The sequence below is a fragment of the Nostoc sp. 'Peltigera membranacea cyanobiont' 213 genome, from assembly GCF_002245975.1.
Taxonomy (GTDB): Bacteria; Cyanobacteriota; Cyanobacteriia; order Cyanobacteriales; family Nostocaceae; genus Nostoc.
Map to the genome: position 1 here is coordinate 20,355 of NZ_NOLI01000018.1, position 25,572 is coordinate 45,926.

Consider the following 25,572-nt stretch of genomic DNA (forward strand, 5'->3'; position numbering starts at 1 on the left):
TTCAATAAAAACTCGTACTAGTGGCACAAGAAATTAAGACAGACTATGGTGATTGTTGACCACTTAGTGAGACTGAGTTTGGTATTAAATTTATATCTTTCAATATGATTAAGCGCAGTCGGCTTTTAAATGCTCCTCCCAAAACTTTGGAGGAGATTTATTTCAGTGAAATTCGCCCCCAGCTTTACGAAAACCATGCACATCGTCATCAAACTGGTGTGAGAACGGGTACAACCCTTGCAGAACACCTCGATTCTGCGTGTCAGTTCATTTTGACAGTCAGCCAAATCGCAGAAGTTCCAGAAGATAAAAGACCTTTGCTACTAGCTGCAACGGCTGTTCATGACCTCAATAAACTAGAAGGTTCCCAAGGACGTAATGTTAAAACCCTGGCTAGAAATCAGGAATTTTTACGAGAACAACTAGAAAAGGCTTGTGTACTTAGCTTTGTTGTCTCAGAAGATGATTTGGAGTTAGTCAGAAAGCTAATTGAGCGCCATTCAGGTCATAACGTCAGCGATGGAGCAAGATTTTTACCAGAAGACCCCAATATTGAACGTTGGGCGGCGATGCTTACAGCTGCGGACTTATTTGATTTAGGAATTCCAGATGCACAACGTTTTCGCAAACTGGAAAAAGAATTAACCGTTGCTTATGGGCGAAGCTGTAACCTTTTTAGAATCAGCATCTCCGAAGATAAAGGCTATATTACAGCCCTGTTGCTGGGTGCTTGCGAAGAGGTTTTGCAAAAGTATGGGTTAAATCCTTTAGCAATTTTCCCTGATGGCGAACTTTTTGAAGGGGAAGCTTTAGCAAATGTAGATTTTACAAAAGAAATAGCTGCTGTTTGGCAAAGCAAAATTGACCAAGTTTTTGGGAATAATATCGAAAGACTTGTCAGACCTACCAAGGATGGTATTAAAGTTACTTATCAAGCTATCCAACAGAATATTGAGGAAGTTTTGGTAAATGTTGAGGCTCTTTTAGAAAGGAAAAAAGCTGGATATAAATCAGACAAAATTACTAAAGATGTAACCAAATGGGGTGATGCGGCTGGTGCAAATGCACTAATAAAAGCGGCTGAACTTCAGTTATTACCTGTAAGTAATGCAGAAGAATTTGCCATATCTGAAGGTTTAAAGGCAGCTTACCTCAGTTATAGAGAAGCTGGATTAAGCCCTAAAGAAGTTTGGGATAAAATTGCTCATCATACGGGTATATCCGAACTTCAGCGTACTGCAATTGAGCCGTTTAATGGTCAATATGGGCGACCTTTATTTGCTGCTAAGGCTGCTGTTAAAGGAATTGAGGGTATTAAAGAAGCTCTACAAGAATCTTTCCAACTAAGAAAGGAAAGTACACAAATATCTGAAGAAACAGAAGTATCTGAAGAAATGATTGCAGCCGTTAGCAGAATGGTAAATTTACCTTTTGCTATTCGGCTAAATGGAGTCGATGATTTAAATGCTTATGTAGAAGCAAATCCCAGACAAAGATGCTCTTTAGGTTCTACTTCTACAGATATAGATGAGCTAATTTCAGATAATATGCCTCCTGGTACAAAGGTACAAGCTTTTTCTAATCGCTTACCGGGTGGTATCAGTGCTGAACCGAAAAGACAAGCAGATTCAATTGCAGCTTTAGCCTACCAATTAATGGCAGTCGGTGCGAACTTTCCTGCTGTTAAAAAACAAGACCCGCTTTATTTGCACTTAGCATTACCTAAAGGTTCTGCTCCAGAACTTTTGAGAATTTGGCGCGAACTTTTAAAACAACTTGCAGCGACAAATGCTGAAGGTGGTACTGTCACTATTGATGAATTGAAATTGTATAGAGATAATCAGCTTGAATTTAAAGCTAACAAAGTAGTTGGTTTAGCATTGCCAAAGCGTCCTGATTTTGTTCATACATCTGTCATTATTCCTTTACTTTGGGGAGATGTTAATAATTCCTTAGCTTTACTAAAATCACTGAGGCTTGCTTTAGAAATTTCCTTGTCTTTAGATATTGGCTTTCCTTTTACCTTGAGTAGCAATCTAGAGGTGGAGTTATTTAGTGATGTTTATGGACGAATAGAGGGAATTCCTTCTGCACTGCAAACTTTATTAGGAAATGGACAATATCAACAGCGCCAAGATGCAGAAAAAATTCTTGAGCGACTACGTTGCATTGGCAAACTAGCAACATCTGTTGCAAGTATTCAGAAAGCTGATGATTGTTTGTATGATTTGGCTCGTGCTTGTGTCAGACCAATTGAACTTTATTATGTCTTGCTACGTTGGACTCTACGAGAACAAGACGAACCAAATTTGAGTGTTATTTGGAGTCGCATTTGTGAGCCATTAAATACTTTACTGGAGAGCTTTATGCCGGATGAAACCTTGCTTTTAACTAAGTATCTCAAAGAAGCTGCTCAAATTGCAGCACAAGCAAATCTGAAGGGAAGTTCTTTTAAAAGAACTGCTCAAGCAGAACCTTTTACAGCTTTTATTGCTGCTATTCGTTCTCAAAAATCTCATCTGGATTTAGAGATAATTTTTGCTGCTTTAGTGCAGCAATATTACACTCGTTTAGACCGGATTAATCGTGAATATCGTGTAGGTGCAACAAAATTGGAGCAAGTTAAGCGTTATTACGATGTATTGCAAAAACTATATGAGGAGGTTTATTCAGCACGTCCTGAAAAGTTTTTATCTGACCAAAAAACTTTAGAAGCTGCTTATTTATTCTTCCTTGAAGAAGCACGTAAACAACTTAAAAGTGAATCTAAAGATGATTCTGTCGAAACAACTACAACTGTTTAAATAATTAGGAGTTTTTCATCATGTCCATTTCAAAGCTTTCCTCGGTACTAGCAACAAGTTATGAGAATTTCCCCAAAGGACGTTTTATTACTTTAGTTGTTTTAAGAACAACACATTCTGAAACTATCTTCCGTACAGAAGGTTCAGGTGAACCAATGTGTAGCGAATTTGTGCAAGCTGGTTTAGAGGGGGAAAATCAAAAAACTATAATTCAACGGTTGGTAATGACTAAGCGTAAACAAGTAGCACCAGAAAGACGCTACGGACGAGAACATTTAAGAGCGCATGAGCTTTTATACACCAACCCTAAAGATGGCTCTCTTTGTTCTTTAAATACTAATGCACCTTGTGAAATGTGTGTAGATTGTTTCCTCTACGGCTTCGCGGCTGGTGGGGGTGGCGCTCAAAAAAGTCGCATTTGGACTGAAGATGCTTTCAGTATTTTACCTGCTAGTGATGTTGTAGGCGATCGCACCATAAACGCCATCTACGAAACTGGTACAATGCGCGATGAAAAAGGTAACGCCTCAACAGCTTTAAATACCAGCGAATACATCAAACCAGGCGTGCATTTTCTGGATGTCGTCACCCTAAAAGATGTAACTGCGGATGAACTGCGCTATATCATCGGTAACATTCTATTCACAAGCCGTTATGGTGCTGTTTCCAGCCGTGTTGGACGCATGGAAAACGATATTTTAGGTGTATTTGGTAGTATTACCGAACTTCCTAGTTCTTTGGAACTTGTACAAGCTACTTATGATGTATTAGGTAAGCCTTTAGAACACCCTTTGAATATTAATCAATTAATTACAGCAAGCAAACAAGTAATTGCTAATTGGAAAAATAAGAGAGGAGTTTCTGTGCAGCTATCTGAAGAAGAATTAGCAAATTTACTGACTGATGTCGAAACTAATTGGTCAGAAGCAGAACGTGATAATTTTCTCAAGCGTTTAACGCAATCTTATGAATCCTTCCGTCAGGTTGCACCTGAAAAGAAAAAGGCTAAGGCGAAAGGCAAGAATACACCAGTTGAAGTAGAGATTTAGATTATGTCAACAATTCCTTTTCAGCAGGCAAAACTTGTTGAATTATACTGTCTTGAACCAGTCTTTTTTGCCTCTAGGGAGTTGTCTGATACCTATTACACCGAGGGGGTAATTGGGAATTATGCTCTTACTTATGCTTTAGGTAAGGTAAATTCCCCCTATCGCCTCCAAGGTCAGGCTACAGGACGACCAACCTACAAAGAAGATTTACAACCAATCGCACAAGATTTTTATATATTACCAGCTTCACCAGTAGGTAGAGTGACATTCAGATTTGAACGTTTCAATGCCCTTTCTGATTCATACTGGTATGCAATGACTAATAACCGTGTTGCTACGGCGCGTGAAGATTTACCATTACAACGCCAAGGGAAAAAACCAAGTTCATTTAGACCAAGTAATTTTCCGCAAACCGGAAGACTGCGGATGATTGAACGCAAAAACAAATTTCAAACTTTAGTATTTGGAAATTACCAATTACCAAATTATATTCGCCTTGGTAAATTCATGAGTAAAGTCAAGGTGAATGTGCTTAATGAATTTCCTGTAACTTTACTACCAGAAGGTGAATATCAAAGTCAACATTATCTAAATGCTGCTGATTTACCACAGCAAATAGAGGCTCTAGCGTTCGATTTAATTTCTATCCCTCCTGCACCAATTATTAAAAATCTTCGTTTTCGGGGTGCTGCTTGGCAAGTTGGGGAAATGGTTGTACCAGCAGGGTTACATTTTTGCGGTAGAGAAAGTAACAATGAGTAATCAAAAATTAGTTATCAGGTTAGAACCGCGCAGTATTTCAGCTTGTGCATCGCCAGATAAAATATCTTTCATCAGGAATGCACTTCAACATCAATTAGATGTGTTTGAACAATCGAAGGATGCTGATATTATTCTTGATTTAGCACCAACTGGCACGGGTAAAACTAAAGCAGGGCTAACAGTATTAAAGCATCAGCAAAATAAAAGTGCTATTTACATTGCTCCAACAAACGCTTTAATTGAACAGCAAACAGAAGCCGCAAAAGAATTTGTGCGTGATGCTAACTTACGTCATGTCGTCAAATCTGCTTCTGCTAAAGACATTAAAAGCTGGCCTAAGGATAAAGTTGGTAGTCGTTCAGGGGAAAAGCTGTATAATGTTTTGCGGAATCCTGCTACAGTTTTCGATGATGTTGGGACGAATACACCAATTCTCTTAGTAACAAATCCTGATATTTTCTACTATGCAACTTTCTTTGCATATAATAATCTGGATAGAGGCAATATTGCTAATGGTTTTTACACCAAATTTTCGACAGTCATCTTTGATGAATTTCACCTCTACGATGCTAAACAGCTAGTAGGAATGCTGTTTTATCTCGCTTATTCTCAAGTTTTTCGCTTTTTTCAGGACGGACGTAAAGTAGTATTGCTAACAGCTACACCAGAACCAGCTTGTGAATTAGCATTGCAGAATTTAAAACAGGCTGGTGTGAAGATAGCAAGAATTGATGGAGAAGCAGGTAATACTAATCTTTTACCGTCACAAACAGCAGTTAATCTGGAATTAAGACCAAAACCAGATAGTAAAGAAGAGTGGTTATCAGAGTTAGCAGCAGAAGTTGTGCAACGTTTTCGAGAAAGACCTGATGAAAATGGTGCTGTAATTCTTGACTCTCTTGATAATATTAATCGTCTCTCAGATTTACTTCGACAACAAGGACTTGGTGATGACATCGGACGCATTACAGGCCCTGCGCCAAAAAAAGACAGACAAAGGGCTATGCAATGTCAAATCATTTTGGCTACTAGCACCGTAGATGTAGGATTTAACTTTGAAAGACACCCTAAACCGAAACGGCAAAATTTAGATTGGTTGATTTTCTCAGCACGCGATCGCGCCGCATTTTGGCAGAGAATTGGTAGAGTAGGGCGTGTTTTGGGTAAATCTGAAACTAATACTGATTCAGAAGCTATTGCTTACTTACCTGCTAACGCCTGGGAAGAAGGCTTAACGTCTCTAGATACTACTAGGGGACGTACAGCGCTAAAAGAGGTACTTGATACACTTACTTGTTTGGATAAGCCTTTTTTAACAGCTTACTGGCGTTCAGAAGCATCTCTAGAAATCGCACGTCCCTTGTCAGAATTTGAAGAAGCTTTGCAAAATCTTTCAGGTGCTGAATTAATACCTAAATTATTTGAGACTCTACAATCTGTATTGGGAGGAAATCGCACTTGGGAAGACTATCGTTATAGAATCAAAGTTTTACGAGGTGCTGAAAACATTGCTAAAACGTCTTTAGAAAAATTAAAAAAAGATTGGAAATATATCAAAGGCGGTCAGGCTTTCGTCAGAACTTATATCAAGGTAAAGTCCCCTGAAGAGTCGGATGATTTACAAGCTGGACGCATAACCTTAGAAGCATACGAGGATGTGTTTAAAGAACATGAAATATTAGCGGAACTAAAAGAATTTGCCGAGGTTTTTAGTACTAGTTATGCACCATTATTCAGTTTTCGTTATAGTTTATTTGAAAGCCTTCCCATCCGCGATCCTCATGGTTTACTGCTAGATGAATCGGAAGAAACTCAAATAGATCCTTTTCACCTATTATGCTATTACGAATTTGTTCAAAATGGTGACTTTATCGAAATAAAAAGTCGTGCTACCGAAACCTATAAACTTAGCTTTAGAATGCGTTATATTGGTAGCCGACAAGAGTTTGTTAATACAGAGCTAAATAAGTTAACAGCTTTTAAAAATTGTCAAATTGTCCGCAGTATTGGAGAAGCAGTACGACCAACTCCTGAATTACAGGCATTGTCAAAACACTTGTTACCAGGAGTAATTATTTGCCCCATCGCTAATGCTGCTGCTCTTTTCCAATTACGTAAACAAGGAATTATTTCCTATCCCATAAATATTGTTTGCGATGATGCTGAAAAACAATATGAGTTTTTAGCAGGATTGTCAGGAATCTTAACGATGGCAATGAAGTTTAAACAGCTACGTCTTCCAGATGATGAGGTTTTTATTGTGTGATAAGTAATTAAATTCTCGCACCAATGGTGCGAAAATTTGTAGAACATCAATTTATAAGTATATTTTTCTCATATCCCCCGTGAAACACTATCAACAACAAACCAACGCCTTCCCCAGCGATTACCTAAACAACTTGTGGGGAGAAATCCAAGCTTGTCCTTACTTTGCTATCAACAACCTCAACCGCGATTTTGTCGCCACTAAAGGATTTTCTGTCGTATTTCAGCGTTCTGGATTAGCAAAAGTAGAACAGCAATTCCCCTACTTCAAACCTTACCTCGATTTAGCTCTCCAGCCGAATTGTAATGCTTTTTACCTCAATCCTTTACAACTCAAAGAAGGCTCCCGTGTCGATCCGCATATCGATCGCTCTTTACGTTCCTACAGCAAAACCATTGAACCACCTGCGGTTGTCAGTGTCCTCTATGTGCGCGTACCTGCGGATATGGAAGGGGGAGAACTGGTATTGCGATCGCACAAACGCCAACTTGGGCAAATTAAGCCCCAATTCAATACTTTAGTTTATTTTCAAGGTGATTTAACCCATTCGGTTAACGCTGTCAAAACCCCAGGAAATCGCCTCAGTCTCGTTTGTGAACAGTATAGTTTGAGTGAAGCTGAACTCCAGGAAATTCCTGAGTACACTGTAGAGTCAAGAAGCACTCAGTCTACAAAAAAGCAAAAAAAGTATGCCTCATAGCTTAGTATTAAATTTGCTTCCCCAGTCTCCTATACCTTCCCAGTATCTTACTGGCAGACATCTTCATGCTTTATTTTTAACACTCGTTAGTTCCGTAGATAGAACATTAGGCGATCGCCTCCACGATTCCACCGCAGACAAAGCTTTCACCCTCTCCCCCCTACAAATTGACAGTTATTTCAAGGGGGGTAAAAGAGGATCTCAATTGCAATACTCTCATCAAGAACCCATTCCCGTCGGAACTCCTTGTTGGTGGCGCATCTCTCTATTAGATGACACTATATTTAGCAAACTTACCCAACTCTGGCTAAATCTTAATCCCAATCGCCCTTGGCATCTTGGCCCGGCTGACTTGTATATTACCAGCATTCAAGGCACACCCCAATCTATTCAACCTTGGGCTAATGCCAGTACTTATGCTCAATTATACGAACAAGCTAGCGATCGCAATTCTTCCATTAACCTTAGCTTCTCCACACCTACCGCCTTCCGTCAAGGACAGTATGACAGTACTCTTCCTACCAGAGAATCTGTTTTCAATTCCCTACTTTCGCGGTGGAATAAATACAGTGGCATAGAATTATCTCAGATTGCGATCGAGTCAATATTTCCTTCCTTTGTCAACATTCACACAGAAATATTAGCAGACTCTCGTAGTAAATTCATTGGCATTCTTGGCGAAGTTAACTACAAGATTTTGGGAGCAATTGAACCGATTCAAATTAAGCAAATTAACGCTTTAGCTGACTTTGCTTTGTATGCAGGAATTGGTCGCAAAACAACAATGGGCATGGGAATGACGCGGCGGCTATATTCTCCCTAATTTCAAACATCATTTAAAAACTACCTAAGTTATGAAACAAACCGAATACATTTCTATTGCGGCATTGAATCAATATGCCTATTGTCCGCATCGCTGTTGGCGGATGTTTTGTGCAGGGGAATTTACTGATAATCAATACACAATTGAAGGCACAACTTTACACGATCGCGTCCACACGACAAGCGATGTACAGCGAGGAGAAACTTGGCAGATTCGAGCAATTTGGCTGAAGTCTGAGCAATACAAACTCATCGGAAAATCTGATTTAATTGAAGCTGAATCAGGTGAAATTTATCCAGTTGAATACAAACGGGGACGCAAAGGTGAATGGGATAACGATGAGTTGCAAGTTTGCGCCCAAGCCTTATGTTTAGAAGAGATGACAGGAGAAACTGTTAACACTGGATATATCTATTATGCCCACTCCCATCAACGGCAATTCGTAGAGATTAATGCAGAGTTACGGCAAAGTGCGATCGCTACTATTCAATCTGTGACAAATCTCTTAGAAACCGGAGCAATGCCAAAACCAGTTTACAGCAAACGCTGCCAAGGATGCAGCCTTTATTCGCAATGTTTACCCAAAGCCACTGATAAAGTCAAAAGTTATCAAGAAGTCAATTAAATCATACCCTAATACAGTTTTCAGATAATCCCAAACCCATCATGTAGAGACGGCGATTCATCGCGTCTTAAAAGACCAATGATCTACACCAACAACCCTTGCTAACCGGATCGAATTATATTTCCTCAAACCCAGATTATTACTAGGAAAAATCAAAAATGGGAACACTTTACGTAACACAACCCGATGCTTTTATCGGCAAAGTTGACGAACGTCTCACCGTCAAAGCTGAACAAAAAACTATCATGGATATCCCTTTAATTAAACTAGAAGGGATTGTAGTACTAGGACGGGCTACTATTTCTCCCGCCGTCGTCAGTGAACTTTTAGATCGTCATATTTGTTTAACATTTCTCACCCAAAACGGACGATATTTAGGACGTTTAGAACCAGAAGTTACCAAAAATATCTTTGTTCGGAAAGCCCAATGGCAAGCTGTGGGAGAATCACAATCAGCAATACATTTAGTTCGGGGATTTGTGCGCGGTAAGTTGAAAAATTACCGTCATAGCTTACTTCGCACTCAGCGAGAACATCCTGATACTGACCTGAATAATAACATCACTCGATTAGAAAACGCGATCGCACCAATCGAAAAAACTAGCAGTATTGATTCCCTCAGAGGCTTAGAAGGTGCGGGTAGTGCAGCTTATTTCGGTTGTTTTCAACAGCTAATCAAAACCCCAGAATTCCGATTTGAAGCCAGAAACCGCCGCCCACCAACCGATCCAGTTAACGCTTTACTGAGTTTTGGGTATTCATTGCTACGTCATGATGTGCAAAGTGCTTTAAATATAGTCGGCTTCGATCCTTATCTAGGATACTTACATGTCGAACGTTATGGTAGACCTTCCCTAGCCTTAGATTTGATGGAAGAATTTCGTCCTTTAATAGTGGATGCTGTTGTGTTGTCGCTGATTAACAAGCGATCGCTAACCTTAGCTGACTTTACCACCGAACCGCTCAGTGGTGCTGTGAATTTAACCAAAGAAGGACTGCATACATTTCTCCGCGCCTACGAACAAAAGAAACAATCGGAATTCAAACATCCAGTCATGGGAAACAAATGCACCTACCAAAAATCCTTTGAAATTCAGGCGAGGTTATTGAGTAAGTACCTCATGAATGAAATCGATAAATATCCCCCCTTAGTTCTCAAATAACTTTCCCATGTATATTGTTGTCAGCTACGACATTCCAGAAGATAAGCGTCGAACTAAAATCCATTCCATTCTCAAGTCTTACGGACAATGGATGCAATTGAGTGTGTTTGAGTGCGACATCACTCCCACTCAGTATGCTAAACTGCGATCGCGTTTGGCCAAATTGATTAAACCCGACACCGATAGCGTGCGCTTTTATTTTCTCTGTGGCTGCTGTCAGGGAAAAATCGAACGTATTGGCGGAGAACAGCCACGAGACGAAACAATTTTCTTTGCTGAGTCTCCTTCTCGCTAGGTTCTTGCATCTCAAATGCGCGGAGGGGTAGGTGTACAAATTTCACAGCCGAAAAAAAGTGCTTCTATCCCAAGTACAGTAAGGCTTTCAGCCCATTATTTGCCTAATCCTCATCCGCGCAATCTCTGAAATGCTTATCAAAAAACGATTTCAGCCTTTAAATTTTCCTGACGCTCTTTCCAAACGAATTCTCTAATGCTATGATTGCCCTTGAACCGCGAAACTGCACCTTGAAAACTAAATACAGCTTGGGTTTCAGCCTCCTGCCATTGCAATTCATCAAAATCCCTATTAGGGATTGAAACGAAGGCTCTACAAGTGTTCAACCTGAGCCGTTAATTGCAATTCATCAAAATCCCTATTAGGGATTGAAACAAGAGGCTCATTACCACATCTAACACACGCATTCTGATTGCAATTCATCAAAATCCCTATTAGGGATTGAAACATCGCCACCTGTGCTTTTAAGCCAACTGAGCAAGGAATTGCAATTCATCAAAATCCCTATTAGGGATTGAAACGAAATGGTACGAGGGGAAGTCATCAGGTCTTCGTGATATTGCAATTCATCAAAATCCCTATTAGGGATTGAAACGATAAATCCATCTACCCTACCACCGACGATTAATCATTGCAATTCATCAAAATCCCTATTAGGGATTGAAACGCAGTGCTTCCATTTCAGCCAGTAATTCGGCAAAAATTGCAATTCATCAAAATCCCTATTAGGGATTGAAACCCAAAATCCTGGTTACGATCGGTGGCAAGCTGAAAAATTGCAATTCATCAAAATCCCTATTAGGGATTGAAACGGGAATACTAGCTACTGCATAGGTGCCACCATTGGATTGCAATTCATCAAAATCCCTATTAGGGATTGAAACTTTTACAGTGGCTTCAAATCTGGTGACAAATTCAATTGCAATTCATCAAAATCCCTATTAGGGATTGAAACATGGTTTTTGAGAAATCATCAACTGCTAAATCAATATTGCAATTCATCAAAATCCCTATTAGGGATTGAAACGGTTTTTGTCGACAACGACGGAGTAATATTTTGATTGCAATTCATCAAAATCCCTATTAGGGATTGAAACTGCTGCCCCAATTGCTCAGGAGACATGCCAGCCAAATTGCAATTCATCAAAATCCCTATTAGGGATTGAAACTCTACCTCATACCCCAAATACGTCGCCACCACGCATTGCAATTCATCAAAATCCCTATTAGGGATTGAAACAACTCGTTCACGGGTGAAGAACTTCAAGCAGCTTACATTGCAATTCATCAAAATCCCTATTAGGGATTGAAACCCAGCACCCCTTCCACCGCCAGATGCTCCCCAAAATTGCAATTCATCAAAATCCCTATTAGGGATTGAAACATTCCCTTTGAGGATGTCGCTGGAACGGGTAAGCATATTGCAATTCATCAAAATCCCTATTAGGGATTGAAACGCAACTAGCGGCGTTGGTAGATTCATAGACTCAGGAATTGCAATTCATCAAAATCCCTATTAGGGATTGAAACTTTTGAAAAAAACTTTGCAGATAACTTTTACTAATTGCAATTCATCAAAATCCCTATTAGGGATTGAAACGGTTGAGCATTTCCTCAAGAAAAATGAACCAGGGAATTGCAATTGCAATTCATCAAAATCCCTATTAGGGATTGAAACTAGGCACTGACTCACCACGCTGCAAGTATCCACGCATTGCAATTCATCAAAATCCCTATTAGGGATTGAAACTTAGGCTATGTGTTCGTAAGGTATATGAACGCCATATTGCAATTCATCAAAATCCCTATTAGGGATTGAAACAAACGGAAAATGAGCTTTCCAACTATCAGGAATACTATTGCAATTCATCAAAATCCCTATTAGGGATTGAAACATTAATTCCGAAGTTGCTCCGGTTATCACATGGGCTAATTGCAATTCATCAAAATCCCTATTAGGGATTGAAACGCTTCTAGAAAAGCTGCATATATGGAGGAAATGCATTGCAATTCATCAAAATCCCTATTAGGGATTGAAACTTGAAAATCAAACAGGACAAATGAATATGAGAAATTGCAATTCATCAAAATCCCTATTAGGGATTGAAACAAGCAAATCTCTGTTGTAAACTTCTACATCTTGTAAGGATTGCAATTCATCAAAATCCCTATTAGGGATTGAAACGATACATCAAGTTATCGACCCCTTCGTGGTGCCAAGATTGCAATTCATCAAAATCCCTATTAGGGATTGAAACATCTGGCGGTCTTGTCCCCAGAAATTAATCAAAGATTGCAATTCATCAAAATCCCTATTAGGGATTGAAACAAAAATTGGGAAAAGGGTGGGCTTAGTGCCCACCCTAGACCATTATTTAATTGATACTATACAGGTGCTTCAGTAGCAGTCTTACCAATCAGCATTGCAGCATTTTCCTCGCTTTCGAGGATACCGAATTCAATCAACAAATCTTCTAACTCTTCCATCTCAATAGGTGTGGGGACAGTCAGATTCTTGTTGTTGATGATCTTTGTACCTAATGTCCGATATTCATTAGCTTGGTTACTGTCAGGCGCATACTCGTTAACAGTCATGCGGCGCAATTCTGCGTGTTGCACAATGTTGTCACGAGGTACGTAGTGAATCATTTGGGTGTTCAAGCGTTTTGCCAGGGTTTCGATAAGATCGATTTCCCGGTCAACGTTACGGCTGTTACAAATCAAACCACCCAAGCGCACACCGCCAGTGTGAGCATATTTGAGAACACCACGAGCAATGTTGTTAGCAGCATACATCGCCATCATTTCACCAGAGGTAACGATGTAGATTTCTTGTGCCTTACCTTCACGGATAGGCATAGCGAAACCACCGCACACAACGTCACCCAAAACGTCGTAACTTACAAAATCAACATCTTTGTAAGCACCGTTTTCTTCTAAGAAGTTGATAGCGGTGATAATACCACGACCGGCGCAACCTACACCAGGTTCAGGGCCACCAGACTCCACACAACGTACATCCCGGAAACCGGTCAGCATTACTTCTTCGAGTTCAATATCTTCTACAGCGCCACGTTCAGCAGCTAATTGAAGAACGCTTGTTTGAGCTTTACTGTGTAGCATCAAACGGGTAGAGTCAGCTTTGGGGTCGCAACCAACAATCAGCACGCGCTGACCCATTTCTGCCATTGCTGCTAGGGTGTTTTGAGAGGTGGTAGATTTACCAATACCGCCTTTACCATAGAAAGCTATTTGTCTAATTTTTGGGTCAGTCATGGTTGTGTTTTCCTACAATGATTTAATTGATGGGTTTGGAAGCTTGATATGAGATATTCACCCTTGGAACGTAGGGAAGTAGAGCCTGTTGGCGTTGACGTGTAGCAACTTGTTACTAGACATCACACCCCGACAAAAACAGTTAAAATCAGAACATATTTACCCACAAAGCGATCGCTCAAAGGATAGAGAAATCTCCATCTCCTAATAAAGAAGCCTTTAAAACATTGACTTCAGCATTGTCAGTTGTTGTAACAGAATCCCAAATGGTTGCTCAAGCCTCAAGAGTGGTTGCAGCAGGAATTCAAACGAAGGCAGATTTGTTCCATGAACCACACAACCAACCAAATTGCAATCCACTCTAAATGGTCGCTGCAAGTTCTCTGATTTTGCAGATATCAAGTCGCCAAGAACCTCTATAGCGCTTCTCGTTTCGTGATTGATACAGCAGGATAAATTCCAGCCAAAAAGTGATAGCTATAGGTGCAGTACTATAATGCCTGCACAGGCAATCCCTAACACTCTGGCTTAGATAATATCTAGGTGACTTTTGACAGTATGGTAAATTCCTGAAAATTGTGGAACTACACCATTCTGCTTGAAATTTGCGTTCCAAAAATCAGCAACTGCTTCAACTTAATTTGCGGTTGAAAATGTTTGTCCCCGCAAGACTAAGTTTGTAAATATTCTGTATTTCTATTGATTTGTCAGGCTGTACTAAGAGTCTTTCTTCCCAGACTCCAAGAGTAATCGCCTTTTGCAGGTAATAATGCTCTAGCTAGGTTAGCCAACTCTTATTGGCTTAGACCCAGATAAATTTCAATTGACTTCAAGTTGTTACAAAGGCTACGATCCTACTCAATCTAGTTTTAGATTTTTGTTACAAAAAGATGTAGCGATTTCAAGGGGACTTACCAGAGCAAAAAAACTTTCTTGAGCTTGCCTCAAACTTGTCTTGAAGTCTTTTTGTGTTTTCACTGTTTTGATTCCTATAAAAACCATAACATACATCTCACTAATTTATTTGCTGAATATTAAATTATTTATCTAATCGTGAGAACATTATCCTTAGAAGCTTTAATAGTCATAAGTTACGCTCTTATTGGTTGCCATTTAGGAAAAATATAGTGATAGCAAATTTGTGCATTTAGATACTTTTGGGTATTTTATAAAAGTATTTAAAACTAATGTTTTACAACAAAAACATAACTTGTTATTTTTTCACTGCAAAACTTCGTCATGAAAGTAGATTAAATAAGAAACTATTTATAAAGTCAGTAGACCGAAAAGTTCTGCGATCGCGCACAGAGCGATACTTATAAAACCGACTGTTGTCAAACAAACCGTATTCTGAGATACATTTTTTAGAAAACTCCTGAAGCAACCATAAATAAGTAAAACTAATTAATCACCGAAAAAGTTAAGGGTAACGCGCCCACCAAAAGATAGTTCTGGATCTGTAGTATGCAATTTTTGTAGAGTATGGAGGTAAAGAAGCAAAATTGAGGATTATTTAGTTTGGTTATGAATGCAACGGAGCCAGTTCTAACAGATAGTAAAACCTTAAACGAAGTAGTTAACTGTTTAACAGAATATATTCCAATTCATACTCAAGGCCAGTGTTATTTACACTCAAACAAATGCTTTGCTTGAATTTTTACCTCAAGCAGTAGACTGCAACTATGGGGTAGCCTGTGAAGTGTACTTGCCATCTGGTTAATTTCAGTTGATTTTAGGAGTTAATAGATAAGTTTAAATTATCATTTATTCCAAGCAATCAGCTTTTGCACTTTTATCCAAAAACGGTATCACAGGCTACTATTTTTTGGCGATCGCAGAACTTTTCGGTCTACTGACTTTGTTTCAAACCCGATTACCGATCCAGCAAGTCCTTTTGTCAATAGGGTTTGAGACGCGCTAGCCCTGTGCTACTGACAGAACATGAAGTTACGCGAGTAGGCAAACTGTCTATAGTAATATGAGTATTTTCAGGAGAGTTCTGAGTAATTATTTTTTATTTTGATAATCTTGCACGGTCACAAGTCGCCAACTAGAATCTTGTGAAAGTTCCAGAACCCATTGATGATAATTAAATAAACTTTCCCTATGCCCAACGCTTATAAACGTTGTTTTCGTCTCCTGTAACTGTTGATATAACCTTCCTTCATTTTCCAAATCTAAAGCACTGGTTGCTTCATCTAAAATAGTAAAGCTAGGACGAGTAACTAACAGTCGTGCAAAAGCTAGGCGTTGTTGTTCTCCTATTGATAATATATTCTCCCAAGGAACTTCTGTATCGAAGCCATCGACTCGATCTAGCAAGTTTTGCAGGTTAACTTGTTGTAATACTTCTTTGAGTTCTGCGTCGGTCATTTGACGCTTGGTATTAGGATAGAGTAACTGTTCGCGCAAAGTTCCTAAAATTATATATGGGCGTTGGGGTAAAAACAAGACTTCTTCTAAAGGAGGTCGCACCAGACGGCCAGTCCCTGCATTCCACAAACCAGCGATCGCTCTCAATAGAGAACTTTTACCTCGACCACTAGGCCCAACAATCAATAAACCTTCTCCCGATTGAACAGACAACGATAAATCTTCAACGATTACCTGTTCATAGTTGGGCGTTTGTAAAGTCACATTCTCAAAAGCAAGACGATTCTCTTCTATAGTTTTAATCGTACTAACATTCTCTGGCTCTTTGGTGACAGCTTCTAACGCATCTGAAAACTCAGCTAGACGCTCAACGTAACTCGAAAATCGCCCAGAAGTTCCAAATTCATTGATTAATTCTGCCATAGCGTTAGCAAACAAACCAGTAGCTAAACTGGCTTGACCAACTTGTCCGAAATCAATTTCACCATTAATATATAATGGCCCAAGTACTAAAAACGGAAATATTTGGATAATAGCCTGATATCCTCTGTTAAAAATTTCCTTACCTCTCTCCCAATTAATCTTGCGTTCAATATTTTTCAGGAGATTACTAAATCGGCGCTGAATTATATTTGATTCTTGGTTTTCTCCTTGAAAAAAAGCTATCGATTCAGCGTGATTACGAACATGAGTTAGGGAATAATTATATTCAGCTTTAAGTTCAAGTTCCTCTTGATTAATCTTATTCAATTCTTGAGTTAAGTAAATAGCAATCAAATTTCCTACGATCGTATAAACAAGCATAACTATAGCGATCTGTTGGGAAATTGACCAAACAATTACTAAAAAAGCCGTCATTTCCAGCACTTTTTCTAAGAAAGTAGCTGAAAAAGTTAGAGCATTACTGGTAATGGGTTCAATTTCTTGAGATATACGTTGATCTGGGTTATCAATATCAGATTGAAAGTTAATTCTATAATAAGCACGATTACTCAAATATTTTGATAGTGTGCGATTATTTAGCCATTTGTACCAATCAAGAGCAATTTTTTTTCTGACAAATTTAGAAAATCCTACCAAGAAGGTTACGCAGATCAGGCTAACGCCGTAAATTGACAATATTTCAGTAAACTTAGTAATATCTTTCTCTTCAATGATCACATTGACTAAATAGTTACTAATGAAGGTATTGAAGGCAGCTACGCCCACGAGGGCGATTATTAATAAGATCGAGAGAATGAGCATTCCCCATGCGCGAATCACGTCTGAAAATGCTCTGTCTCCTGGCTCTGTTGGATACCAATAAGGCCCTGCGATCGCTCTAACATTCTCCCAAAATCGATTAAAAGCCGACAATGGAGAAGTAGTATCTTTTAAGGTTTGATTGCGAAGAACTTGAGCTTGCATATTTTATAATAAGTACGTCGAAAATTTTCTATGACTCTATAACTGAAGTAAAGGCAAATATAGCCGGAAAATTTTACTGGATAAGCTTTTTAGCTATTGCTTTTTTGGAAATCATCCTTACTTACCTATTTTGCTTTTAGTTAACTAAAAAATAAGAGTTTGAGTAATACATCCTCTCAGAACTTAGAGGATATCTGAGGTCGATATAGCTGCGATGGCAACTTCATCAATTACATCAGGTAGTTCATCTTCCACAAATCGTAGGCGAGGGGAGAAGTAAGTAATACAAGTTGCTGAGATAGTCAAAACTCCCATAATGATGCACAGAAGTCCCATCCCACGACCTGTACCAACACCAATAATTTGTCCGATACTACCTGCCAACAAACCATCAGTAGCCATTAAGGGTTCAAACACCTTTTCTGCCAAAGGCCCTATCGTAATATAGCCTAGAGGTAAACCTACAGCTTCGATCGCTCCTTTAATAGAAAAGACTCTACCCTGCACTAATGGTTCTACTTTCGCCTGAAAAATAGCTTGTGTTGAACTAGCAATTATTGGTCGGATCAAAAAGAATAAGAAGATGCCGACAATGAAAACAAAAATAGAAGCTTGCAAACCGGCAACAACAAGAAACACACCCGTTAGCAGCATACAGCCATATATCGTATTCATGTTACGCTCTAGACCTCCCCAGATACCAATCAGTAAACCCCCTGCTAAAATAGCAACGCCAAAGAGTGAAAGAATAGTCCCTAAAACTGTTACGGGAGCAAAAGATAATACCAGAGGTATAGTGATAACCTGAACACATCCTACAAGAAAAAAGCTATAAGCTGAAATAATTAACACTCCTAGTAGTCCTGGTCGAGCCAATAAATAGGTTAATCCATAAGTTGTTTCTTTGAGAAAAGAACTTTCCTCAATTGCAACAACAGGAGCGCTGGATTTAGGAAACTGAACCATCAACAAAAGAATAATACTCAAAAATACGGTAGTTAAATGCAGCACGATAATCCCTTGCAGAGAAATCATCCCTAACAAGATACCTCCTAAAGGTGGTGCGACAAGCCGCGCTGTACCGTTCATGAAACTCAGCATTCCATTAGCACGACCAAGGTGCTGTTTTGGTACTAATAGGGTTATGGAAGCGATGAAAGCGGGTATCTGAAAAGCCATGAAGATAGCACCGAAGGTATTGGCTAAGTAAATATGCCATACTTCCAATCGACCGATGATAAATAAAGCAGCGATCGCTACTGTTGCTAAAGTTGCAAATAAATCGCTGAGAATCATTGTCCATCTCCGATCCCACCGATCCACTAATAACCCAGCTACAGGTGCAAGTAAGATCAGAGGTAAAGTATTGGAAAGGGTAATAAGAGCAAATTGGGTGACAGAACCTGTCTGTTCGTAAACCCAAACATCCAAAGCAAATGCGGTGATGCTGCTACCAATAGATGCAATCAGCTGTCCCACCCAAACAATGATAAACAGTTTCATCTCACGGAAAATAGTCAGTGGCGTTTTTTCTATACTTGCTAACACGATCAACTCCTAAGTGTATGCATATTCAAACTTTTCATATTGCTTGATATTGGTGCAATAGCTTTTGCGCCTGATGATCCCAATCAAACTTTTCAACTGCTTGGTGGTTTCCAAGTTCTCCCATTGCAATTCTGAGATTGTCATCTAAAAGCAGCCGCAGTATTGCGTCGGCTAAAGCATCCGCATTCCCGCGTTCGACCAATAACCCTGTTTTCTCATCCTCTATCAGTTCGGGGAAAGCACCCCCACGGGTAGCAATAACAGGTAATCCCATTGACATTGCTTCGATAATCGGCATTCCAAATGCCTCATTCCAAACAGATGGAAAAATAAATATATCTGCTTGCTGATAATACTCAAATAGCTCGAAATGGGGAACTTTGCCTAGAAAAAAAACTGAATTGGCGGCGGTAGAATCAATTCGCTCTTGCAATTGCTCCCGATAGCTACCTTGGTAATAAGGAAGAATATTCTGAATTTGCGGGTCTTCTCTATCAAGTGTGTACCACGGGACTAATGCGGTTTCTGAACCGACAAGTTTTAGCTGTACTTGGGGATAACGAGACACTACTTTATTAAAGGCATCAATTAAAACGTGTATACCCTTTTCTGGTGAAATTCTACCCACAAAAAGAATTTGTTTAATATCTTTTTTCTTATCTTCTTGATTGTGATGATTAGGGACGGCAAAATGACGAGTATCTGCACCATTATATAAAGTTTGACTATTAAGATGAGGCAAGTATTTACGAACCTGATTTTTTAGATAATCGCTGCATCCAATTACTAAATTAACTGACTTAAGGTGCTGTTTAACCATTACTGGATCGAACAATGGGAGAAAATCACTATGTATATGTAAGACAATTTTCGCTTGTGGGTTATAGGCACGCATGAGGGGAACGAATTGAAAAACAATGTTCATGTGAATTACATCACATTGCTGTGCTTGAATATCCTTGGCGACTTGGCGGTAAAATTCACAATAAAATAATTTAGAGGCATAGAAAGGTCGTTGAGGGTGGGATATGTTCCAGATATCAAGAAAGTTTAATGGTTCTAATATTTTATCGATCCATGATTCGGGAATACGGCGATAGGTAATGCCATCTTCGTGATATTCCAATTCTTGATAGTGACCTTTTGAGCCATAGAATAAAACTTCATGACCAGCACGAGCTAAACGTCGCGCCAACGCATAAGATACTAAGCGGATTCCTCCATTTTTAGGGGGTTCGGCTAGGGTGACAGGATAATCGAAGAAGGCAATTTTCATAATTAATTAGATGTTTGTTTTAGGTAAAAGCTAGATATAATACAATTTAGTTAAGTTAAGCATTTCTTTCTTTCTTTCTTTCTTTCTTTTTCTTTGTGTCCTTTGCGTCCTTTGCGGTTCGTTTAAAAAAATTCACTTTGACAAAGAGTTAAACCTTAAGGGACTCACAAGAAATAAATTATCCAAATAAACGAACCACAGAGACGCAGAGAACACAGAGAGAATAAATAGAGAGAATTTTTGGGATATTTTTGTATTTGGAAGTCACTGACTGAACTGGATTGAAATAGAATGAGTTATTAATCGGGTGTTTGAAATTAAGATTTTTCTCACCCAAAGGCGCAAAGAAGAGAGCAAGAGTTTTTTTGTCTAGTTAATATACAAGTTAAATAATTGTGTTTTATTGTGCAAAAATATTTGAAAATAAGTGGATCTAGTGTGGAAGTTTTAAGTTAAGAAATTGCTGATGAAAACTATTTGTTTACTATCCGGTCGATTGATGCCAGTATTGGGAATGGGGACTGCGGGATTGGGTGAAGCGATCGCCCAGCGTGACAATGAGATTGCTGCTTTGCGTCGTGGAATCGATTTAGGGATGACGTTGATTGATACGGCAGAGATTTACGGTGAGGGTAGGGCGGAAACCTTAATTGGCGAAGCGATCGCTAATTGTCGTTCATCAGTCTTTCTTGTTAGTAAGGTTGCGCCTCGTAATGCGATTGGGCAAGGGGCGATCGCAGCTTGTGAGAACAGTTTACAACGGTTGCAGACGGATTATCTCGACCTTTATTTGCTGCATTGGCGGGGGCCTGTAACGTTATCAGAAACGTTGGCAGCATTTGAGACGTTGAAACAATCTGGCAAGATTCGAGATTATGGCGTTGGTAATTTTGATGTTGAGGATATGGAAGAAGCCAGTGCTTTACCTGGAGGTGAAGCCATTGCTACAAATCAAATCCCCTATAATTTGCAGCATCGCAATAGTGAATGGAAGCTATTATCCTGGTGTCAGCAAAGAGGAATCCCGATCGCGGCGCATTCACCTTTGCTACAAGGCGAACTACTCAAACATCCCAAATTGCAATCAATTGCCCAACAGCGCGGGGTAACAGTTGCACAAGTGGCGATCGCTTGGTTGTTGCATCAAGAGGCGATCGTCTTTCCCAAAGCCAGCAGTATCGCCCACGTTGAACAGAATCGCGCTGCCCTTGATTTGCAGTTAACAAAAGAAGAACTTAGTGTTTTGGATGTTGCTTTTCCCCCACCATCTGCACCTATTGCCCTGCTTGAGAATTGGTAACGGAATAATTCGTAATTCGTAATTCGTAATTCGTAATTAAGAAGTTTCTGGGGAGAACAGGCCATTTACTTTTGTCTGTTCCCTTTCATTGAGGATTGCTAAATCTTTTTGCCAAATCTTCAGTTTTCTGTTTGTAATATTCCTTTGTGAGAATTGGGGGGTATTTAGGAGATTTGCCTGCATCTAAACAATTTTCAATGCAGGCAATTTCTGTATCATCACCAGGAGAGAGAAAGAAAGCTAAGGAGTATCTTTCTGGAAGACTACGGGCATCGCCTGGCATTAGTACCCGATGTTTGGTAGCAGGGAATTTATCGTTTGTCCATCGCTGCATGACATCTGCGATAAAAACTATCGGTGTGTTAGGGAGTGGGGGCGCAGCAATCCATTCTCCGGCATTAGTGCATACCTCTAGCCCGCCATTTTCATCCTGAAAAAGTAAGGATAGACTGCCCCAATCTGTATGTTCCTCGAAGCGGGCTTCTCCGGGTTGGGGAGGTTCGGATACTTCATAGTAGCGATGCAACAGTCCATAGTCGGCTTGTTGAGGATGGCGATCGCTAAAGTATGATTCTGGTAAGTTTAGGGCAATGGCGATCGCTTTGAGGATGCTATTACCGGCATCATGACAAGCTGTGAATAATTGCTGCACAGCATCGCTAAAGGCGGGATGCTGTCCCAGGTGTTGATGAACCTGTTGCGCCACTGGGGAATCTGTATCGATCTGTTCTGTTAAAACAGCTTCGCCGAAGACGAATGCTTCCCGAAAGTCACCGTTATACTTAGTGTAAAAGTATCCAAGCGCTGCGCCGTCTTTCCAAGCTAGTTGTCTTTTTTCTGCTTCTGGTAGCGCAAAGAAGCCATTAGCATTAGTAAAGGCTTGGTCAATTGCATTTTGAGGTACACAGTTTTTCAGGTAAAAACAGCCAACCTCTTGAATTGCACGTAAGAGTTGGTCAGCAGTAAACTGATGGAAATTAAGGATGGGAATTTGGGTGGAAGTGGTAGTCTGTTGTTCGAGTTCTTGAATTGAGTTCATAAGTCAAAAGTCGGTGGATTATAAACGCAAAGGGACGCAAAGTGACGCAGAGTTAGATTCAACTACGTCCGTATTTTGTGGCTCGATCTTTGGTTCTATTCAAGAGATGATCGCCTACAAAAGTTGGGGGATATTTGGGAGATTCATCTGCCTTTAAGCAACTTTCTAGACAAGTGACTTCTACTTCGTAATTAGGAATCACAAAAAAGCTAAATGAGTACCTTTCTTTTACTTTCTGAAAATTAGTCGGTACGGAAACTCGGTGAGGTGTGGCGCAAAATTTATCGTTTGTCCATCGTGACATCATATCTGCGGCCATTACCAAAACGGTATTAGGAACTGATGAGGTGGTAATCCACTCTCCTTGAGGTGTGTATACTTCTAATCCTCCTCCTCGATCCTGAAATAGCAAAGTAATGCTGCCTAAATCAGTGTGTTCAAAAAAGCGAGTTTGTCCTATTTTTGGCGCTTGGGAGATATTGGGATAGTAATTGAAAACTCCGGCGTGGTTTTGCTGAGAATGTAAATCGGTAAAGTAGGAATTTGGTAGTTGCAAGGCGATCGCCAATGCTTCTAGGATATTCAAAGCACATTCTTGGCTAGCTTGAAAGAATTGCTGCAAAACTTGCCGAAATTCCGGCGGATTTTCTGGCCATTGATTAGGGACATCCAAGGACTCTGTATAATCGTCAGCCCCGGATTTGTTTGGGTCAAATTCATTAGCAAAACTAAAGGACTCATGTAATTGTCCTGGTTGTTCGCCAATGAACATTTTCTCAAAGGGTATGTAACCTCGACTACGCCCAGTTACTGCTGAGGCTACTTTCTCTTTTTCTGCTAATGGGAGTGTAAAAAATCCCTCGGCTTTGGTAAAGGCTTGGTCAATTAAAGTTTGGGAAACTCCATTTTTTAAATAGAAGCAGCCCATTTCTTCAATAGCGCGAGAAATTTGGTTTGCAACTGCTACTTTAGCCTTGGTGTCACCTGTAACAAATGGATAGAAATCAATAATGGGAATCTGTGATGTAGCAGTTGTTTGCTTTGCAAGTTCATTGATTGAGGTCATAATTATAAAATTCCTAGAAATTTGATGATTTTTTCTTTGGTTATTGATAACGTTTCTGTTTTCTAAAAAAAATCAATTATTCTTCACGCATTAAATCACAAGTGTTGCATAGTGGAATTGCATTAAATTCATATTCATCTGTTCTGCCAAGATAATCTTTAACAGAACCAACAATACCTGTTCCGTTTACATCTATACAACAGGTGTTGATACTTCCATCCCACAAAACTACAACTCGCTTTTTAGTTTCAAAAATGCAAGGTTTATACTTTTCTATCGTACTAGTTAAACTTCGGCTTGATGTGGTTTTAGAATTAACTTGTCCAGCCCAATCATGCTTTTCCTGCTGATGAGGATTATAGGTATAGACGATAGACAAAGGAATAGAATTTTCCTTAAACATTTCTTGAATACGCTCTTTCTGCCCAACAAGATGTTCTGACAGATAAATTTCACGCACACCTAATTCAGACAAGCGCCATGCCTTTTCCTCATCAAGGAGTATACCGTTGGTTATAAAATTACATTCAATTCCCTTCGTTTTCGCATAAGAGATAAAATCGAATAATTCTGGATGAAGTAAGGGTTCCCCAAAATTATTAAGAAATAAATCTTTTTGTCCACATTGTATTGCTAATTCCACAACATCTACAAATGTAGAAAATGACATATTTCCTTTTGCTCTACTTTGAGATGGATGAGGACAGTAAGAGCAAGTTAGATTACAAAAATTGGAAATTTCAACTTGATAAATATACATCGTTTTGAACTCCTAAAATGTCAACAGTTATTCAACACGATCGCTGATTTCTAACCGGAGTGGATGAGTTTCTGAGTATGAGCCATGCTGTTGAGAAAGCTAGTAACATTTGTGGTATACAGCGCGATCGCCACCCACAACAAAGGTGTCAATACAGTTTGGACTCCGAGAAACCGCAGCCGGTGCGGAAGTAGAGTAACCACCGAGATGCTGCCAATCGCTCCAGACTGAACCATCCCATGTCTTACGGTACATCGCACCATCACAGCCAACAGTAAAAATATCTAGCCGATTTTCAGCGACAGAAGTGGCGGCGACACCATACTGGCAATACCCTCCCAGGTTTTTCCAACCACTCCAGGTTGAGCCATCCCACCCCTTATGATAAATCGCACCATCCCCGCCTAAAACAAAGGTATCAATGCAGTCTGTGCCGCGAGAAACCGCAGCCGGTGCAGCAAGACAGTAACCTCCGAGATTGTTCCACTCATCCCAGGCTGAACCATTCCAACGCTTGTGGTACATCGCGCCATCAATACCGACGGCAAAAATATCCAGCCGATTCTCACCAACGGAAGCAGCGGCAACACCATAGTGGGAGTACCCGCCAAGATTTTCCCAAGTACTCCACTTTGAACCATCCCACCATGTGCGATATGTAGCGCGATCGCTACCCAAAACAAAGGTATCAATGCGATTCAGTCCCCAAGAAACCGCAGCTGGCGAGGAAATACAATAACCACCGAGTCTTTGCCAATCGCTCCAAGTTGAGCCATCCCACCACTTATGCCATAAAGGGCCAATACTCGCTGTGAGTAAAACATCCAGGCGATTTTCTGACCAAGAAGTGGCTGTAACACCATACTGGCAATATCCGTCTAAATATTCCCCATCAGTGGAAAATGTTGGCATATCTTCTTTAGAGGCGGGACTCATCGCCGGAAATGGCATACCTCGATTCTGAGAAATTGCTGCTGTAGTTGGATAGCTGGTTGTCATTTGCCTCTTTTCTTCCTTTGCGTTCTTCGCGTTCTTTGCGG

General features: G+C 39.9%; 18 protein-coding genes, 1 pseudogene and 1 CRISPR repeat array. Of the genes and pseudogenes, 11 read left to right on the forward strand and 8 right to left on the reverse strand.

The window, feature by feature from the left end; genetic code table 11:
• Positions 1-104: 104 nt before the first annotated feature.
• From CDG77_RS07895 to cas2, 9 genes are all read left to right on the forward strand, one after another.
• Positions 105-2,804, forward strand: coding sequence for a CRISPR-associated protein Csc3 (locus tag CDG77_RS07895; protein ID WP_094328850.1), 2,700 nt, complete (start codon positions 105-107; stop codon positions 2,802-2,804).
• 20 nt (positions 2,805-2,824) lie between these two features.
• Positions 2,825-3,853 (forward strand): type I-D CRISPR-associated protein Cas7/Csc2, encoded by a 1,029-nt coding sequence (gene cas7d / locus CDG77_RS07900; protein ID WP_094328851.1) that lies wholly within the window; start codon positions 2,825-2,827, stop codon positions 3,851-3,853.
• A gap of 3 nt (positions 3,854-3,856) precedes the next feature.
• A complete protein-coding gene (gene cas5d, locus CDG77_RS07905) occupies positions 3,857-4,615 on the forward strand; it encodes a type I-D CRISPR-associated protein Cas5/Csc1 (RefSeq protein WP_094328852.1) in 759 nt (252 codons plus the stop codon).
• A complete protein-coding gene (gene cas3, locus CDG77_RS07910) occupies positions 4,608-6,881 on the forward strand; it encodes a type I-D CRISPR-associated helicase Cas3' (protein WP_094328853.1) in 2,274 nt (757 codons plus the stop codon). Before cas5d ends, cas3 begins: the two co-directional genes overlap by 8 nt.
• A 79-nt stretch (positions 6,882-6,960) precedes the next feature.
• Positions 6,961-7,581 carry a 2OG-Fe(II) oxygenase gene (locus tag CDG77_RS07915; protein ID WP_094328854.1) on the forward strand — a complete coding sequence of 207 codons (621 nt, stop codon included), beginning with the start codon at positions 6,961-6,963 and terminating at the stop codon, positions 7,579-7,581.
• Positions 7,571-8,404, forward strand: a complete 834-nt coding sequence (gene cas6, locus CDG77_RS07920) for a CRISPR-associated endoribonuclease Cas6 (protein WP_094328855.1) — start codon at positions 7,571-7,573, stop codon at positions 8,402-8,404. Before CDG77_RS07915 ends, cas6 begins: the two co-directional genes overlap by 11 nt.
• Before the next feature lie 31 nt (positions 8,405-8,435).
• Positions 8,436-9,029, forward strand: coding sequence for a CRISPR-associated protein Cas4 (gene cas4 / locus CDG77_RS07925; RefSeq protein WP_094328856.1), 594 nt, complete (start codon positions 8,436-8,438; stop codon positions 9,027-9,029).
• Between the two features lie 158 nt (positions 9,030-9,187).
• Positions 9,188-10,192: a type I-D CRISPR-associated endonuclease Cas1d gene (gene cas1d / locus CDG77_RS07930; protein WP_094328857.1), complete on the forward strand. Its 1,005-nt coding sequence runs from the start codon at positions 9,188-9,190 to the stop codon at positions 10,190-10,192.
• A gap of 7 nt (positions 10,193-10,199) precedes the next feature.
• Complete coding sequence (gene cas2 / locus CDG77_RS07935; RefSeq protein WP_094328858.1) at positions 10,200-10,487, forward strand: CRISPR-associated endonuclease Cas2; 288 nt, start codon at positions 10,200-10,202, stop codon at positions 10,485-10,487.
• Positions 10,488-10,755: 268 nt separating this feature from the next.
• Positions 10,756-12,816: direct repeats of the CRISPR family, unit length 37 nt; unit sequence ATTGCAATTCATCAAAATCCCTATTAGGGATTGAAAC.
• 56 nt (positions 12,817-12,872) lie between these two features.
• On the opposite strand, the gene nifH is transcribed toward cas2, so the two are convergent.
• Positions 12,873-13,763, reverse strand: coding sequence for a nitrogenase iron protein (gene nifH / locus CDG77_RS07940; protein WP_094328859.1), 891 nt, complete (start codon positions 13,761-13,763; stop codon positions 12,873-12,875).
• A gap of 227 nt (positions 13,764-13,990) precedes the next feature.
• On the opposite strand from nifH, the gene CDG77_RS36290 reads away from it, so the two are divergent.
• Positions 13,991-14,128, forward strand: a complete 138-nt coding sequence (locus CDG77_RS36290; protein WP_190233926.1) for a hypothetical protein — start codon at positions 13,991-13,993, stop codon at positions 14,126-14,128.
• A gap of 1,532 nt (positions 14,129-15,660) precedes the next feature.
• Here CDG77_RS36290 and CDG77_RS07945 read toward each other — a convergent pair.
• The 3 genes and pseudogenes from CDG77_RS07945 to CDG77_RS07955 form a co-directional block, all read right to left on the reverse strand.
• Positions 15,661-17,543, reverse strand: a pseudogene (locus CDG77_RS07945) (ABC transporter ATP-binding protein/permease).
• Positions 17,544-17,726: 183 nt separating this feature from the next.
• A complete protein-coding gene (locus tag CDG77_RS07950) occupies positions 17,727-19,091 on the reverse strand; it encodes an MFS transporter (protein WP_223269738.1) in 1,365 nt (454 codons plus the stop codon).
• 34 nt (positions 19,092-19,125) lie between these two features.
• A complete protein-coding gene (locus CDG77_RS07955; RefSeq protein WP_094328862.1) occupies positions 19,126-20,367 on the reverse strand; it encodes a glycosyltransferase family 4 protein in 1,242 nt (413 codons plus the stop codon).
• Between the two features lie 466 nt (positions 20,368-20,833).
• Between CDG77_RS07955 and CDG77_RS07960 the strand changes: the two genes are divergently transcribed.
• Entirely contained in the window at positions 20,834-21,667 is an 834-nt protein-coding gene (locus CDG77_RS07960; protein WP_094328863.1) for an aldo/keto reductase, read from the forward strand.
• An 85-nt stretch (positions 21,668-21,752) separates the two neighbouring features.
• Here the strand turns inward: CDG77_RS07960 and CDG77_RS07965 are convergent, their stop codons facing one another.
• The 4 genes from CDG77_RS07965 to CDG77_RS07980 all read right to left on the reverse strand — a co-directional run bounded on the left by CDG77_RS07965 (position 21,753) and on the right by CDG77_RS07980 (position 25,531).
• On the reverse strand, positions 21,753-22,706 hold the full coding sequence (locus CDG77_RS07965) for an isopenicillin N synthase family dioxygenase (protein WP_094328864.1): 954 nt from the start codon (positions 22,704-22,706) through the stop codon (positions 21,753-21,755).
• 58 nt (positions 22,707-22,764) lie between these two features.
• The gene (locus CDG77_RS07970; protein WP_094328865.1) at positions 22,765-23,772 is read right to left on the reverse strand and encodes an isopenicillin N synthase family dioxygenase; all 1,008 of its coding nucleotides are present in this window, start codon (positions 23,770-23,772) and stop codon (positions 22,765-22,767) included.
• 76 nt (positions 23,773-23,848) lie between these two features.
• Complete coding sequence (locus CDG77_RS07975) at positions 23,849-24,532, reverse strand: radical SAM protein (RefSeq protein ID WP_094328866.1); 684 nt, start codon at positions 24,530-24,532, stop codon at positions 23,849-23,851.
• 99 nt (positions 24,533-24,631) lie between these two features.
• Positions 24,632-25,531, reverse strand: a complete 900-nt coding sequence (locus CDG77_RS07980; RefSeq protein ID WP_094328867.1) for a hypothetical protein — start codon at positions 25,529-25,531, stop codon at positions 24,632-24,634.
• Between the last annotated feature and the right edge of the window lie 41 nt (positions 25,532-25,572).